Annotated in this window: 14 protein-coding genes and 1 riboswitch; of the genes, 7 read left to right on the top strand and 7 right to left on the bottom strand. The window is 72.1% G+C overall.

The annotated features are described in order from the left end of the window. Positions 1 to 51 precede the first annotated feature (51 nt). Entirely contained in the window at positions 52 to 1,293 is a 1,242-nt protein-coding gene (locus tag HUT16_RS09425; RefSeq protein ID WP_176187301.1) for an Ig-like domain-containing protein, read from the top strand. A gap of 87 nt (positions 1,294 to 1,380) precedes the next feature. Here the strand turns inward: HUT16_RS09425 and HUT16_RS09420 are convergent, their stop codons facing one another. The 5 genes from HUT16_RS09420 to HUT16_RS09400 all read right to left on the bottom strand — a co-directional run bounded on the left by HUT16_RS09420 (position 1,381) and on the right by HUT16_RS09400 (position 6,107). Further along, the gene (locus HUT16_RS09420) at positions 1,381 to 1,746 is read right to left on the bottom strand and encodes a GntR family transcriptional regulator (RefSeq protein WP_176187299.1); all 366 of its coding nucleotides are present in this window, start codon (positions 1,744 to 1,746) and stop codon (positions 1,381 to 1,383) included. A gap of 105 nt (positions 1,747 to 1,851) precedes the next feature. Beyond that, a complete protein-coding gene (locus HUT16_RS09415; RefSeq protein WP_176187297.1) occupies positions 1,852 to 3,513 on the bottom strand; it encodes a cytochrome bc complex cytochrome b subunit in 1,662 nt (553 codons plus the stop codon). Beyond that, a complete protein-coding gene (locus HUT16_RS09410; RefSeq protein ID WP_254897728.1) occupies positions 3,510 to 4,565 on the bottom strand; it encodes a ubiquinol-cytochrome c reductase iron-sulfur subunit in 1,056 nt (351 codons plus the stop codon). The genes HUT16_RS09415 and HUT16_RS09410 overlap by 4 nt, the downstream gene beginning before the upstream one ends. 8 nt (positions 4,566 to 4,573) lie before the next feature. Next, on the bottom strand, positions 4,574 to 5,395 hold the full coding sequence (locus tag HUT16_RS09405) for a c-type cytochrome (RefSeq protein WP_176187293.1): 822 nt from the start codon (positions 5,393 to 5,395) through the stop codon (positions 4,574 to 4,576). 91 nt (positions 5,396 to 5,486) lie between these two features. Further along, complete coding sequence (locus HUT16_RS09400; RefSeq protein ID WP_030460978.1) at positions 5,487 to 6,107, bottom strand: heme-copper oxidase subunit III; 621 nt, start codon at positions 6,105 to 6,107, stop codon at positions 5,487 to 5,489. Between the two features lie 304 nt (positions 6,108 to 6,411). On the opposite strand from HUT16_RS09400, the gene HUT16_RS09395 reads away from it, so the two are divergent. The 3 genes from HUT16_RS09395 to HUT16_RS09385 all read left to right on the top strand — a co-directional run bounded on the left by HUT16_RS09395 (position 6,412) and on the right by HUT16_RS09385 (position 9,679). Then, positions 6,412 to 6,837, top strand: coding sequence for a hypothetical protein (locus HUT16_RS09395; protein WP_176187291.1), 426 nt, complete (start codon positions 6,412 to 6,414; stop codon positions 6,835 to 6,837). Between the two features lie 130 nt (positions 6,838 to 6,967). Then, complete coding sequence (trpD, locus tag HUT16_RS09390; RefSeq protein ID WP_176187289.1) at positions 6,968 to 8,041, top strand: anthranilate phosphoribosyltransferase; 1,074 nt, start codon at positions 6,968 to 6,970, stop codon at positions 8,039 to 8,041. A gap of 108 nt (positions 8,042 to 8,149) precedes the next feature. Next, positions 8,150 to 8,267: riboswitch (SAM riboswitch) on the top strand. Positions 8,268 to 8,314: 47 nt separating this feature from the next. Next, positions 8,315 to 9,679 (top strand): aminotransferase class V-fold PLP-dependent enzyme, encoded by a 1,365-nt coding sequence (locus HUT16_RS09385; RefSeq protein ID WP_176187287.1) that lies wholly within the window; start codon positions 8,315 to 8,317, stop codon positions 9,677 to 9,679. 24 nt (positions 9,680 to 9,703) lie between these two features. On the opposite strand, the gene HUT16_RS09380 is transcribed toward HUT16_RS09385, so the two are convergent. Together HUT16_RS09380 and HUT16_RS09375 are read right to left on the bottom strand one after the other, a co-directional pair. Next, positions 9,704 to 9,985: an Lrp/AsnC ligand binding domain-containing protein gene (locus HUT16_RS09380; protein ID WP_176187285.1), complete on the bottom strand. Its 282-nt coding sequence runs from the start codon at positions 9,983 to 9,985 to the stop codon at positions 9,704 to 9,706. Then, positions 9,982 to 10,785 (bottom strand): rhomboid family intramembrane serine protease, encoded by an 804-nt coding sequence (locus HUT16_RS09375; protein ID WP_254897727.1) that lies wholly within the window; start codon positions 10,783 to 10,785, stop codon positions 9,982 to 9,984. Before HUT16_RS09375 ends, HUT16_RS09380 begins: the two co-directional genes overlap by 4 nt. 149 nt (positions 10,786 to 10,934) lie before the next feature. Between HUT16_RS09375 and HUT16_RS09370 the strand changes: the two genes are divergently transcribed. From HUT16_RS09370 to HUT16_RS09360, 3 genes are all read left to right on the top strand, one after another. Further along, positions 10,935 to 11,201: a hypothetical protein gene (locus tag HUT16_RS09370; RefSeq protein WP_176187283.1), complete on the top strand. Its 267-nt coding sequence runs from the start codon at positions 10,935 to 10,937 to the stop codon at positions 11,199 to 11,201. Between the two features lie 181 nt (positions 11,202 to 11,382). Continuing rightward, entirely contained in the window at positions 11,383 to 12,768 is a 1,386-nt protein-coding gene (locus HUT16_RS09365; RefSeq protein ID WP_176187281.1) for an NYN domain-containing protein, read from the top strand. Positions 12,769 to 12,953: 185 nt separating this feature from the next. Then, a complete protein-coding gene (locus HUT16_RS09360; RefSeq protein ID WP_176187279.1) occupies positions 12,954 to 13,991 on the top strand; it encodes a C40 family peptidase in 1,038 nt (345 codons plus the stop codon). Positions 13,992 to 14,149: the final 158 nt, after the last annotated feature.

The raw sequence follows: 14,149 nt of genomic DNA, 5'->3' as shown, positions 1-14,149 counted from the left end.
CCGTTGAAGGGCTCTCGGATAGCCAGCAGTAGCCGCACCGCACTGGCCGCCATGCTCGTCCTGGCACCGGCCGCGGCCTGTTCCTCCGGCGGCGGGTCCGCGGAGAAGGACTCGCCCCACCAGATCGACGTCGCCCCGCTGATCCACACCTCGGCCGCCGGGGAGGAGGCCGACCCGGCGAAGGCGTTCAGCGTCACCACGGACGGCAGCGCGAAGCTCGGCACCGTCACCGTCACCGGTCCCGACGGGAAGCCGGTGGCCGGTGAGCTCGCCGCCGACCAGCAGCACTGGCAGACCACCGATCCGCTCCGGGCCGGCGCCGCGTACACCGTCAAGGTCGCGGCCGAGGACGGCACGGGCGGCCACGGCGAGGCCGACTCCACCTTCACCACCGCCGACGCGCAGCACGTCGTCACCGCCGAACTCGGCCCCGACAGCTCGGGCAGCGGCGTCTACGGCGTCGGCCAGCCGCTCACCGTCAAGCTCTCCGAGGCGGTCACCGACCCGGCCGCCCGGCAGCAGATCGAACGCGGCCTCACCGTCACCTCGCAGCCCGCCGTCACCGGCGCCTGGTACTGGGTCGACGACGAGAACCTGCACTTCCGGCCGCAGGAGTACTGGCCCGCCAACACCACCGTCAAGCTCGCCTACGACCTGCCGGGCATCCGGATATCCGACGGCGTCTACGGGGGCGGGGAGCAGACCCTCGCGCTGCGCACCGGCGACCGGGTCGAGGCGCTGGTCGACGCGGGCACCGACCAGCTGACGTACAAGCGCAACGGCGAGGTGGTGAAGACCATCCCGGTCACCACCGGCAAGCCCGGCTTCGACACCCGCAACGGCGTCAAGGTGGTGCTCGGCCAGGAGTCCGACGTCCGGATGAGCAGCGAGACGATCGGCATCGCGGCCGGCAGCAGCGAGGCCTACGACCTGGACGTGAAGTGGGCCACCCGGGTCACCTGGAGCGGCGAGTACGTCCACGCCGCGCCCTGGTCGACGTGGGCGCAGGGCAAGGAGAACGTCAGCCACGGCTGCACCGGGATGAGCACCGACGAGGCGAAGTGGTTCTTCGACAACACCCGGGTCGGCGACATCGTGCAGGTGGTCAACAGCAAGGGCCACGACATGGAGCCGTTCGGCAACGGCTTCGGTGACTGGAACATCGGCTTCGACGAGTACGTGAAGCACAGCGCGCTGGGCAAGCCGGTCAGCACGGCGGCCCCGGAGGGGACGGTGAACGCGACGCCGGGCCCGGGCACGGGCCCGAGCGCGTCGGCGAGCGCGAGCCGGTGACGCGCGGCAGGGTCCGCCCGGGGAGCAGCTGCTCCCCGGGCGGACCTCGCCGTCGTCGGCGTCCTGCCGCCGGGCCGGCCCGGCGGGTCAGCGGTAGGCCACGCCGAGGGCGGTGACCACGGCGGCCAGCGCCTCGTCGCGGGTGAGGCCGAGGCGGGCGGCCCGGGCCGCGTACTCGGCGGCGGCGCCGGCGGCCAGGCGGTGCGCGGCGTCACCGGCGGGGGCGACGGTGGTGCCGGCCCGGCCGTGGGTCTCGACCACGCCGTCGGCCTCCAGCTCGCGGTAGGCGCGGGCCACCGTGTTCGCGGCGAGGCCGAGCCGCTCGGCGAGGGCCCGGACGGTGGGGAGCTTCAGGCCCACCGGGAGCTCGCCGGTCCGGGCCAGGGCCGCGATCTGCGCGCGGATCTGCTCGTAGGGCGGGGTGGGGGACTGGGAGTCGATCACCAGGTGCACCCGGCCAACATAACAGGGCGCCGCGGCCGGACCGCCCCGGTATGCCAGAACCCCCACCGGCCGGAGCCGGTGGGGGTTCTGACGTGGCGTGACAGCTACGCGGGATCAGTGGTGGCCGTGGCCGCTGGTGATCTCGTGGTACTCCTCGGTGGTGGGCTTGGCGATCTGGTTGCCCTCGCCGTAGAAGCCCTCGGAGAGCTTCACCCGGGTCTTGGTGATCACGCCGGCCTTGCGGGCCACCCCGTTCTCGTCCGTCTCGGCGGGCAGCTCCAGCGGCTGGGGCTGCTCGTGGGCGGTGAGGCTGTGCAGGTCCTTCTGCGACAGCGGGGTGTGCACCTCGACGAACTCGCCGTGCGGCAGGCGCTTGATGACGCCGGACTCGCGCCCGTGCAGCACCTTGTCCTTGTCGCGGCGCTGGAGGCCGAGGCACCAGCGCTTGGTGACGATGAAGGTCAGGACCGGCACCACGAAGAAGCCGACGCGGACCGCGTAGGTGATCGTGTTGATCGACAGGTGCAGGTGGGTGGCGAACAGGTCGTTGCCACCGCCGACCAGCAGGATCAGGTACAGCGAGATCCAGGCCGCGCCGAACGCGGTGCGGACCGGGGCGTTGCGCGGGCGGTCCAGGATGTGGTGCTCGCGCTTGTCGCCGGTGACCCAGGACTCGATGAACGGCCAGACCGCGATGGCGACCAGCACCAGCGGGAAGACCGCCAGCGGGACCATCACGCCGAGGTTCAGCGTGTGGCCGCCCCAGACCGAGATCTCCCAGCCCGGCATGATGCGGATCAGGCCCTCGGAGAAGCCCATGTACCAGTCGGGCTGGGCGTCGGTGGACACCTGGTCCGGACGGTACGGGCCGACGGCCCAGATCGGGTTGATCGTGGCGATCGCGGAGATCGCCGCGATGATGCCGAACACCAGGAAGAAGAAGCCACCGGCCTTGGCCATGTAGACCGGCATCAGCGGCATGCCGACGACGTTCTTCTCGGTCTTGCCCGGGCCCGCCCACTGGGTGTGCTTGTGGTAGAAGACCAGGATCAGGTGCGCGACCAGCAGGCCCAGCATGATGCCCGGGATGAGCAGCACGTGGATGGTGAAGAAGCGCGGGATGATGTCGGTGCCCGGGAACTCGCCGCCGAACAGGAACATCTGGATGTAGGTGCCGACCAGCGGCACCGCCAGGATCGCGCCCTCCATGAAGCGGATGCCGGTGCCCGACAGCAGGTCGTCCGGCAGCGAGTAGCCGAAGAAGCCGTCGAACATGCCCAGGACCAGCAGCAGGAAGCCGAAGACCCAGTTGATCTCACGGGGCTTGCGGAACGCGCCGGTGAAGAACACGCGCATCATGTGCACGAGCATCGCGGCGACGAAGACCAGCGCGGCCCAGTGGTGGATCTGGCGGATCAGCAGACCGCCGCGGACCTCGAAGCTGATGTCCAGCGTCGAGGCGTAGGCCTCCGACATCCGGATGCCGTTCAGCGGCAGGTAGCTGCCGTGGTAGACGGTCTCCGCCATGCTCGGGGTGAAGAACAGCGTCAGGTACACACCCGTGAGGATGATGATGATGAAGCTGTAGAGGCAGATCTCGCCGAGCATGAAGGACCAGTGGTCCGGGAAGATCTTGCGCAGGTTGGCCTTGGCCAGGGAGTAGATCCCGACCCGTCCGTCGACCCAGTCGGCGGCCGCCTCGGCCTTGTTCGCCGGGTTGCCCCGGGTACTGGCCGGCTTGGAGGCACTGTTCTTGGTGCCGCTTGCGGAACTCATCGCGGACGCTCCCAGTAGCTCGGGCCGACGGGCTCGTCGAAGTCGCCGGTGGCGATCAGGAAGCCCTGCTCATCGGTGGTGATCTTCAGCTGCGGCAGCGGGTGGCCGGCCGGGCCGAAGATGACGCGAGCGCCGTCCGCCAGGTCGAAGGTCGACTGGTGGCAGGGGCAGAGCGCGTGGTGGGTCTGCTGCTCGTACAGCGAGATCGGGCAGCCGACGTGGGTGCAGATCTTCGAGTAGGCGAGGATGCCCTCGAAGCCCTTGTCGCGGGACTCGGCGTCCTTGATGTCGCCCGGGGCGATCCGGACGATCATCAGCGCGTCCTTGGCGATCTGCTGCTGGAAGTCCTCGGCCGACTCCTCCAGGCCCTCCGGCTTCGCGAAGGTCAGCGAGCCCTGGACGATGTCCTCGGGCTTCATCGGCTCGTCGGTGTTCATGTTGACGAGCTTGATCGGGCTGCTCTGCGTCGCCTTGTCCCAGCCGGTGTGCAGCAGCTTCTTCTCCGGCAGCGGGCCGAGGTCGCGCAGCAGCACCACGCCGGACAGCGGCACCAGGGCCATCGAGCCGATCAGGGTGTTGCGGATCATCTTGCGGCGGCCGAAGCCGGACTCCGCGGCACCGGTCTTGAACTGCTCGATGACGTCGTTGCGGACGTCGTCGTCGGCCTCGATCGGGTGGCGCTCGGCCGGCAGCTCGTGGTCCGACATCAGGGTGCGGGCCCAGTGGACCGCGCCCGCGCCGATGCAGAACAGCGCCACGCCCAGGGTCATGCCCAGGGCGAAGTTGAGGGCGCTGACGTGACCCAGCGGGAAGATGTAGACGATCTTGTCGGCATCGATCGACGCGTAGGACGCGATGAAGCCGATGGTCGCCAGCATCGAGACCACGAACATCAGCGACACCTGGCGCTCGGCCCGCTTGGCGGCCCGCTCGTCGATGTCGGTCCGACGCGGTTCGTGGGCCGGCAGGCCCGGGTCGGCGAACGGGTCGTCGTGGGAGACGAGGGCCGTGCCGTGGGAGGCGTCGTGGGCCTCCGGCAGGTTCTCTGACATGTCGTGGCTCATGACTTCTTGGCCTTGGTGGTGTGGGCGGCGACCCAGATCGCGATCAGGATCAGCGTGCCGAGACCGAAGATCCAGCCGAACAGGCCCTCGGTCACCGGACCGAGGCTGCCCAGGGTGAGGCCACCGGGGCTGGCTTCGTCGTTCGTGTGGCGGACGAACGCCACGATCTCGCGCTTCTGCTCCTCCGGCATGGTGGTGTCGGGGAAGGAGGGCATGTTCTGCGGGCCGGTCTGCATGGCCTCGTAGATGTGCTTCGCGTCCACGCCTTCGAGCGACGGGGCGTACTTGCCGTTGGTCAGCGCACCGCCCTTGCCGTTGAAGTTGTGGCACTGGGCGCAGTTGGTGCGGAACAGCTCGCCGCCCTTGGCGACCTGCTCGGCGTTGGTCACGTCGTTGCTGGACGGCTCGTACTGCTCGGGGGTCGGGGTGACCGGGCCGGGGCCCAGCGAGGCCACGTAGGCGGCCAGCTGGTCGATCTCGGCCTGCGAGTAGATGTTCTTCTTGCGCGGCACCTGGGCGCCCGGCTGCTGGGCCGGCATGCGGCCGGTGCCGACCTGGAAGTCGACCGCGGCCGAGCCGACGCCGACCAGCGACGGGCCGTCGGAGGTGCCCTGGCCGTTCAGGCCGTGGCAGGAGGAGCAGCCGACGGCGAAGAGCTTCTTGCCCTCGTCGATGGCGAGCGACTGCGCGGAGCTGTCGGCCTGCGCCTTCTCGGCGGGCGCGAAAGCGGCGTACAGCCCCCCGGTGGCCGCCAGGGCGAGAAGTAGGACGACGACCGCCGCCAGTGGGTGGCGCCGTCGTGCGGAGAGCTTTTTCACGGAATAACCCCGGTGTCAGGATCTGGTCGGCAGCAGCCTGCCCCCGACTCCCACGCGTCGACGTGACGCGGGGTCAGGGGCGGGGCGGCTGCTACTTGATCAGGTAGATGGTCGCGAACAGGCCGATCCACACGACGTCGACGAAGTGCCAGTAGTACGACACCACGATCGCCGCGGTTGCCTGCTCGTGGGTGAACCGCCGCGCCGCGTAGGTCCGTCCGAGGACCAGCAGGAAGGCGATCAGACCACCCGTCACGTGGAGTCCGTGGAACCCGGTGGTCAGGTAGAACACCGTGCCGTACGGGTCCGAGGACAGCGAGAGGCCGTCCTTCTTGACCAGCTCGGTGTACTCGAAGATCTGGCCGCCGATGAAGATGGCGCCCATCACGAAGGTGATCGTGAACCACGAGCGGAGCTTCTTCACGTCACCGCGCTCGGCGGCGAACACGCCGAGCTGGCAGGTGAGCGAGGAGAGCACCAGGATCGTGGTGTTGACCGAGGAGAACGGCACGTTGAGGGCATGGGCCTTCTCGTGCCAGAACTCGGCGCCCTTGACCGAGCGGAGGGTGAAGTACATCGCGAACAGGGCCGCGAAGAACATCAGCTCCGAGCTCAGCCAGACAATGGTTCCGACGCTGACCAGGTTCGGCCTGTTGACCGCTCCGTGCGCGTGTCCGGTTTCTGTTGCTGTTGCTGTCGCCACGACGGACATTATGTCGGTCCCTTATTCCGTCTTCACGCCGGGGGGTCTCCCTCGGAGTGTCCGGTGCGTGAGGTATGCCCGCCTCGCGCACCGCCCGTTTTCTGACGGTTGTTCGACCGGGTGAGCGCACTGCGCCGGGGGAGTGAGTCCCGGGCGCGGCGGCTTGAGCGAGATCGCGTCGGGGTCTCCGCAGGAAGCGCGCGCGGGAGTAGCATCCGTCCAAGGACGTGGCCCGGGTCACACTGGGCCGTTCGGTCGGGGCCGCCCGGCACGGGCACACATATAAGAGGACGAGCACCAGGAAGCAGGGGCCATGGCGCAGCACTCCGACGAGACGCTCACCGTTCTCGTCTACAGCGACGACCGCAACACCCGTGAGCAGGTGACCCTCGCCCTCGGCCGGCGGCCCGCCGCGGACGTCCCCGCCCTCGAGTACCTGGAGTGCGCCACCGCCCCCGCGGTGCTGCGCGCGCTGGAGAAGGGCGGCATCGACCTCTGCGTGCTGGACGGCGAGGCCGTCCCGGCGGGCGGGCTGGGCCTCACCCGGCAGCTGAAGGACGAGATCTACGGCTGCCCGCCGGTCCTGGTCGTCATCGGTCGGCCGCAGGACTCCTGGCTCGCCGCCTGGAGCCGGGCCGACGCCGCGATCTCGCACCCCGTCGACCCGGTCGCCCTGGCCGACGCCGCGGTCACCCTGCTGCGGGCCCGGCTGGCCCGGCGGGCGCCCGCCGGGCGCTGACCGTCCCGCCGGTGCGTCTCAACTGGAGAGAAGGGGACGGCAACCCCGGGCGGCCGTCCCCGCTCGCTCGATAGGCTGACGTCGTTTCTTCGGGATTCCTCCGGGACGATGACGAGAGCTGGAGTCAGCCATGGTGAACGCGCACTCTGCGAACGGCGGTAGCGACCCCGCGCAGGTGGTCCGCACCTGGCCGGACCTGCTGAGCTCGCTGCTGGGGGGCAACGACCTGTCCCAGGCCGACACCGCGTGGGCGATGGACCGCATCATGAGCGGCGAGGCCAGCCCCGTGCAGGTGGCCGGCTTCCTGATCGCCATGCGCGGCAAGGGCGAGACGGTCGAGGAGATCGCCGGCCTGGTCGAGGCGATGTACGCGCACGCGCTCCCGCTGGACGTCCCCGGCCCCGCGGTGGACATCGTCGGCACCGGCGGCGACCGGGCCAAGACGGTCAACATCTCCACCATGTCCGCGGTGGTGGCGGCCGCCGCCGGCGCGAAGGTCGTCAAGCACGGCAACCGGGCCTCCTCCTCCGCCTCCGGCTCCTCCGACGTGCTCGGGCGGCTCGGCGTCAACCTGGAGCTCTCCGCGGAGCGGGTCGCGGCGGTGGCCGAGGAGGTCGGCCTGACCTTCTGCTTCGCCGCGAAGTTCCACCCCTCGATGCGGCACACCGCGCAGGCGCGCGCCGAACTGGCCGTCCCCACGGTCTTCAACATCCTCGGCCCGCTCACCAACCCGGCCCGGGTCACCTCGCACGCCGTCGGCTGCTTCGACACCCGGCTGGCCGGGCTGATCGCCGGCGTGCTGGCCCGGCGCGGCGCGCAGGGCCTGGTCTTCCGCGGCGACGACGGGCTCGACGAGCTGACCGTCACCACGACCTCGCACGTGTGGGTGATCCGCGGCGGCGAGGTGACGGAGACCGCGTTCGACCCGCGGGACGTCGGGATCGAGCTGGTCGGCATCGAGGCGCTGCGCGGCGCCGACCCCGAGTACAACGCGGACGTCGCCCGCCGGGTGCTGAACGGCGAGCGCGGGCCGGTGCGGGACGCCGTCGTGCTGAACGGCGCGGCCGCGCTGGTCGCGCTGGAGCTGGGGGAGGCCCCGCTCACCGAGCAGATCGCGGCGGCGATGGTGCGGACGGCGGCGGCGATCGACTCCGGGGCGGCGGGGGAACTGCTCAAGCGCTGGGCGGAGGCGACGCAGGCGTAGGGAAGCACTGCCGGGGGGGCCGGGCGGCGCCTCCCGCGCCGCCCGGATTCCGTCTCGGGATGCGGACGGGTGTTGAGACGGGGACGGTGTCGTGTAGTGTCTTCGCCAGGTCATGAGTGACAGCGCGAAGCCCCAGCTGGCTGTCCGGCAACCCTCCGTCCGTGGCGGGGTGCCCTGGGTGAGGACCGGGCTGCGCGGCGACAGGTCCGCGTGGCAAGCGCGGACTTCCGGTGTCGCTCCTCCGGGGTCCTTACCCCGTGGAGGAGTGCACCCATGTCTGTGAACACCGAGATCTGCGAGCCGCTGGCCGTGCTGGGCGCGGACGTCGAGGTTCCGCTCGCCTCCGGGGACAAGGTCGGCTACGCGGCGCTGGACTACGCGGCGAGCGCCCCGGCGCTGAAGCGGGTGTGGGACGACGTCGCGGCGTACGCGCCGTACTACGGGTCGGTGCACCGGGGGGCCGGGTACCTGTCGCAGCTGTCGACGGACCTGTTCGAGCAGAGCCGCCGGACCGTCGCCGGGTTCCTGGACCTGCGGGACGGGGACCAGGTGGTCTTCACCCGGGCGACCACCGACTCGCTGAACCTGCTGGCGGGCGCGGTGCCGGCCGGCACCGAGGTGTTCGCGTTCGAGACCGAGCACCACGCCTCGCTGCTGCCGTGGCGGCGCGAGGGCCTGTCGGTGCGCTACCTGCGGGCGCCGCGTTCGCACGCGGAGGCGGTGGCGGCGCTGGAGGAGGCGCTGCTGGGCGCGGCCGAGGGCCCGAAGCTGTTCTGCGTGACCGGCGCGTCGAACGTCACCGGCGAGCTGTGGCCGATCAGGGAGCTGACCGCGGTCGCGCACCGGTACGGCGCCCGGGTGGTGCTGGACGCCGCCCAACTGGCGCCCCACCACCGGGTCTCGGTGCGGGAGTTGGACGTCGACTGGGTGGCGTTCTCCGGGCACAAGCTGTACGCGCCGTTCGGCGCCGGCGTGCTGGCGGGCCGCGCGGACTGGCTGGACGCGGCCGAGCCGTACCTGGCGGGCGGCGGCGCCAGCCGGACGGTGGCCCGCGAGCTGGACGGCTCGGTCGCGGTGCAGTGGCACACCGGCCCGGCGCGGCACGAGGCCGGTTCGCCGAACGTGATCGGCGCGTACGCCATCGCCTCGGCCTGCCGGGCGCTGGACGAGGCGGGCTTCGAGGCGCTGGAGGCCCGGGAGCGGGCACTGGTGGCCAAGCTGACCGAGGGCCTGGCGCGGATCCCCGAGGTGCGGGTGCTCAGCCTGTTCGGCGAGGGCTCCGACCGGGTCGGCGTGGTGTCGTTCGTGGTGCGCGGTTGGAACAGCTCGCACTTCTCGGCCGCGCTGTCCGCCGAGTACGGCATCGGCGTCCGGGACGGGCTGTTCTGCGCGCACCCGCTGGTGCGCACCCTGCTCGGCGGTGACGAGGAGGCGGCTCCGGGCGAGTGCGGGGCGCCGGAGTCCTCGCTGCCGGGGGAGCGCAGCCTGAACGCGATCCGGGTCAGCTTCGGCGCCGGGACCCCGGTCGAGCACCTCGACCGGTTCCTGGCCGCCGTCCGCGAGCTGGTCAGCGACGGTGCGAAGTGGAGCTACCGCAACGAGGGCGGCCGCTGCGTCGTCGACACCGAGCAGCGCTGAGGCCCAGCCGGGCAGCGTTGAGGCTCAGCCGTCCAGGCCGAGCGAGAACGCGGCCTCCAGGTCGTGCTGGGAGTAGGTGCGGAAGGCGATGTGGGTCTCGGTGTTCGTCACGCCCGGGACCTTGTTGAGGCGGCCGGGGATCACCTCGGCCAGGTCCTCGTGGCCGCGCACCCGGACCATCGCGACCAGGTCGTAGGTGCCGGTGACCGAGTAGACCTCGCTGACGCCCTCGATGGCGGCGATGGCCTCCGCGATCTCGGGGATCCGGTCGACGTCGGTGTTGATGAGGACGATCGCGGTGATCACTGAGCAACTCCTGTTCGAGAAGGTGCGCCCAGGGTATCGCCCGCCGGACGGGCGGCCCAGGCGAACAACCAGCCCGTCACGAAGCCGATCACGTGCACCAGGTAGGCCACCCCGTCGCCGCCGGAGGTGACCGACCAGAACTGCAGGACGAACCACAGGCCGAGCACCAGCCAGGCCGGGAAGCGCAGCGGCAGGAACAGCAGCAGCGGCACCAGCGCGGTCACCCGGGCCCGCGGGTGCAGCCGCAGGAACGCCCCCAGCACCCCGGCGATCGCGCCGGACGCGCCGACCAGCGCCCGCACCGCGTCCGGGGTGCCCGACTCGGCCAGCGCGTAGCCGTAGGTGGCCAGGACGCCGATCGCCAGGTAGCCGACCAGGAAGCGCACCCGGCCCAGCCGGGCCTCCACCGCCGGGCCGAAGACGAACAGGAACAGCAGGTTGCCGATCAGGTGCAGCCAGCCCGCGTGGACGAACAGCGCCGTCACCGCCGACAGCTCGGGGATCTTGCCGGGGGTGGCCGGCAGCACGCAGCCGGGCGCGGCCGGGGGCAGCGCGGAGAGCTGGGCGGCCGTCAGGGGGCGGCCGTCCAGCAGCTCGGCGGGGACGGCGCCCCAGCGGTGCTCGTAGCGCTGCTCGGCGCAGGCGCGCGCGTCGCCGCTGCCGTACAGCGGGTTCAGGCCGGCCGGGCCGACCAGCATGACCAGGGCGGCCAGCGCGATCAGCAGGTACGTGGCGGCCGGGGTGCGGGCGGCCCGCTCGGCCGCCGGCGAACCGGCCCGGGCGGGGGCGGAGAGCACCATGCCGGTCAGCATTCCTCGGGGGCGCACCCGCGACACCGGGCGCTGCTCCGGCCGGGTGAGCGTCCGGGCTGTGGACCGGTGATCCGCCCGCCCGGCCCCAGGCAATAGGCTGGAGGCCCGGAACCGGGACCAGCCGAGAGGGACCACTCATGAGCATTGCCGCGCCGACCGCCGAGACCCGCTGGCGCTGCACCCTGTGCGGCAACCTGACCCGCTTCGACGTCACCCGTTCGTCCCGGGTGACCGACTTCCTGCACTTCGACCTCTCCGGCGAGTCCAAGGTCGAGGAGACCCAGGTGCTGGCCGAGACCATCGAGTCGGTGCGCTGCCGCTGGTGCAACGCCGTGGACCAGGTCGAGCTGGTGGCCCGTCCGGGCGCCGAGGAGGCCCCGGAGGGCGACGCCCAGCAGGGCTGACGCGACTTCGACCGCCCCGCGTTCCCGTCCGCCCCGGACGGGGGCGCGGGGCGGACTCGTCGGCGGGGTGCTGTCGGTGCGGCACGGTAGACGGGACAATTGGCAGCAGCGGCGGACACCAACGCCCCGCCCGGCACCCGCCGGAGGGGCCCGCCCGGGATCAGGATCGGAGCCGAGGACAGTGGCGGAGGCAGCGAACGCGCCCGCGGACACGGACGGGACCGCGCCCGCCCCGGCCCCGGAGCCGCACGGCGGCACGGAGACGGCCGGACGCCCCCTGCCGGAGGGCGTGCGCCGACGGGTGGTCGGCATCGCCTCGGACGCGCTCGGCGGCATCGCGGCCGGCGAACTGCCCGCCTCGCTGCGCCCGTACGCCAAGTTCACCCCGGCCCGGCGGGCCAAGTACGCGGCGACCGCGCTGGCCGCCGCGCTGGAGTCGGACCCGGCCTTCCGGGTCCGGATAGCCGAGCGGCTGCGGCTGGGCCAGCCCGACCTGGTGCAGGCGCTGGAGGCGGGCACCGCCCCGGCCGCCGCCGACCCGATGGACGTCGCGGCCGCCGCCTACCTGGTGCGCCCGTCCGGCTGGGCCCGGCTGGTGGAGGAGGCCGGCGAGGAGGCCGAGCGGGTCGACGCCGAGGGCGCGGCCGCCGAGGCGGCCCGGCTGGCCGAGCGGCTCCAGGGGGAGCTGGCGGAGGCCCGGGCGGGCGCCCGGGCCGAGCTGGAGCGGCACCGGGCCGAGGCCGAGGGGGTGCGCAAGGAGGCGGAGTCGCTGCGCAAGAAGGTCCGCTCGCTGGAGGCGGACACCCGCCGGGCGCAGGCCGAGAGCCGACGGCTGGCCGGGGAGCTGGAGGCGGCCCGGGCCGCCGCGGCCGTCGAGCGCAGCGCCGCCGAGGGCGAGGCCAGGCGGCTGCGGCACCGGGTCGCCGAGCTGGAGGCCGCGGTGGAGAGCGGGCGGCGCACCGCCCGCGAGGGCCGCAGCGTCGAGGACATGCGGCTGCGGCTGCTGCTGGACACCGTGCTGCAGTCCGCCCAGGGCCTGCAGCGGGAGCTGGCGCTGCCGGTGACGGCGCTGCGCCCGGCCGACCTGGTGGAGGCGGTGGAGCCCGGTTCGGCCTCGCCGCACGACGTGGCCCGGCGCGGCCTGGCCGAGGACGACCCGGCGCTGCTGGACCAGCTGCTGGCCATCCCGCAGGTGCACCTGGTGGTGGACGGCTACAACGTGACCAAGACCGGCTACCCCCAACTGCCGCTGGAGCAGCAGCGATTGCGGCTGCTGGGCGGGCTGGCCATGCTGGCCCAGCGCACCCAGGCCGAGGTGACCTGCGTCTTCGACGGCCAGGACCTGGACGTGCCGGTGATCATGGCCCCGCCGCGCGGGGTGCGGGTGCGCTTCAGCCGCACCGGGGAGACCGCGGACGAGCTGATCCGCCGGCTGGTGCGGGCCGAGCCGCAGGGCCGCCCGGTGGTGGTGGTCTCCGCGGACCGGGAGGTCGCCGACGGGGTGCGCAAGGCCGGTGCCCGGCCGGTGGCCTCGGTGCTGCTGCTGAACCGGCTGGCCCGCAGCTGAGACGGGGTCAGGGGGCCGCCGGGCGGCCGGAGTGTGACGGTCCGGTGAAAGGGGGCGGGTGGTCGAGACCGGAAGCCCCCCGGGAGTGGACGCGGAGGTGGGGACTTCACTAGGGTCTGGCGTCAAACCTATATTCCGGACCATCACTCGTTGGGGTGAGTCCAGCAGGAAGAAGGAGCACCCCCTTGGCCTCCCACCGCCGTCCCAAGCAGCCGAGCCGTGCGCGGATCTCCGTGTTCACCGCCGCCGCCGCGACCGCGGTCGCCCTGACGGCCCAGGCCAGTGCGCACGCCGCCCCGGCCCAGCCGAACAAGGACGAGGTCAAGGCGCAGGTCGACAAGCTGCTGGAGGAGCAGGAGCAGGCCGCCGAGAAGTACAACGGCGCCAAGGAGCGGGCCGACCAGCTGCGCAAGCAGGCCACCGACCTGCAGGACCAGGTGGCCCGCGGCCAGGAGCAGCTGACCGAGCTGGCCTCCGGCCTCGCGGCGGTCGCCGGGGACCAGTACCGGCAGGGCGGCGTCGACCCGTCGATGCAGCTGATGCTCTCCTCCGACCCGGACCAGTACCTGACCAAGGCGTCCTCCTTCGACCAGGCCGCCAGCACCCAGGCCGAGACGCTCAAGTCCCTCAAGGACCAGCAGCGCCGCCTGGACCAGCAGAAGCAGGAGGCCGCCCAGGTCCTGCAGGAGCTGGACAGCCAGACCCAGGCGCTCAACGACGCCAAGAACGACGTCAACGCCAAGCTGGCCGAGGCGCAGAAGCTGCTCTCCAAGCTCAACGCGGCCGACCGGGCCGCGATCCTCCAGGGCGGCAGCGGCACCGCCTCGCGCAGCGCCTCCCGGGTCGACCCGTCCACCCTGCCGGCGGCCAGCGGCTACGCGGCGGTCGCGGTGAGCGCGGCGCTCGGCAAGCAGGGCTCGCCGTACGTGTGGGGCGCCACCGGTTCGAGCACCTTCGACTGCTCGGGCCTGATGGTCTGGGCGTACAAGCAGGCCGGCGTCTCGCTGCCGCGCACCTCGCAGTCGCAGGGCAGCTACGGCGTGAACGTGGGCACCGACTGGCACAACGCGCAGCCCGGTGACCTGGTCATCTACTACGGCGACCGGCACCACGTCGGCATGTACATCGGCAACGGCCTGGTGGTGCACGCGCCGCGCACCGGCGACGTGGTGAAGACGATGAAGGTCGACACCCTGCCGATCTCCACCATCCGCCGGGTCTGACGGACCGACGAACCGGACAAACGCCCCACGGGGCGACAACTGACGCATCGTGACACGCCCGGACGGGTCGGGATCCCGCTGTGATCCGCAACACGTCCGGGTGTGGCGTTTCTCGACCACATCGTGAGAATTACTACGCTGAGTGTAATGAATCGGTC

It is taken from the genome of Kitasatospora sp. NA04385, from assembly GCF_013364235.1.
In the GTDB taxonomy this organism is placed as follows: domain Bacteria; phylum Actinomycetota; class Actinomycetes; order Streptomycetales; family Streptomycetaceae; genus Kitasatospora.
This window is presented reverse-complemented; position numbering and strand designations above follow the sequence as displayed.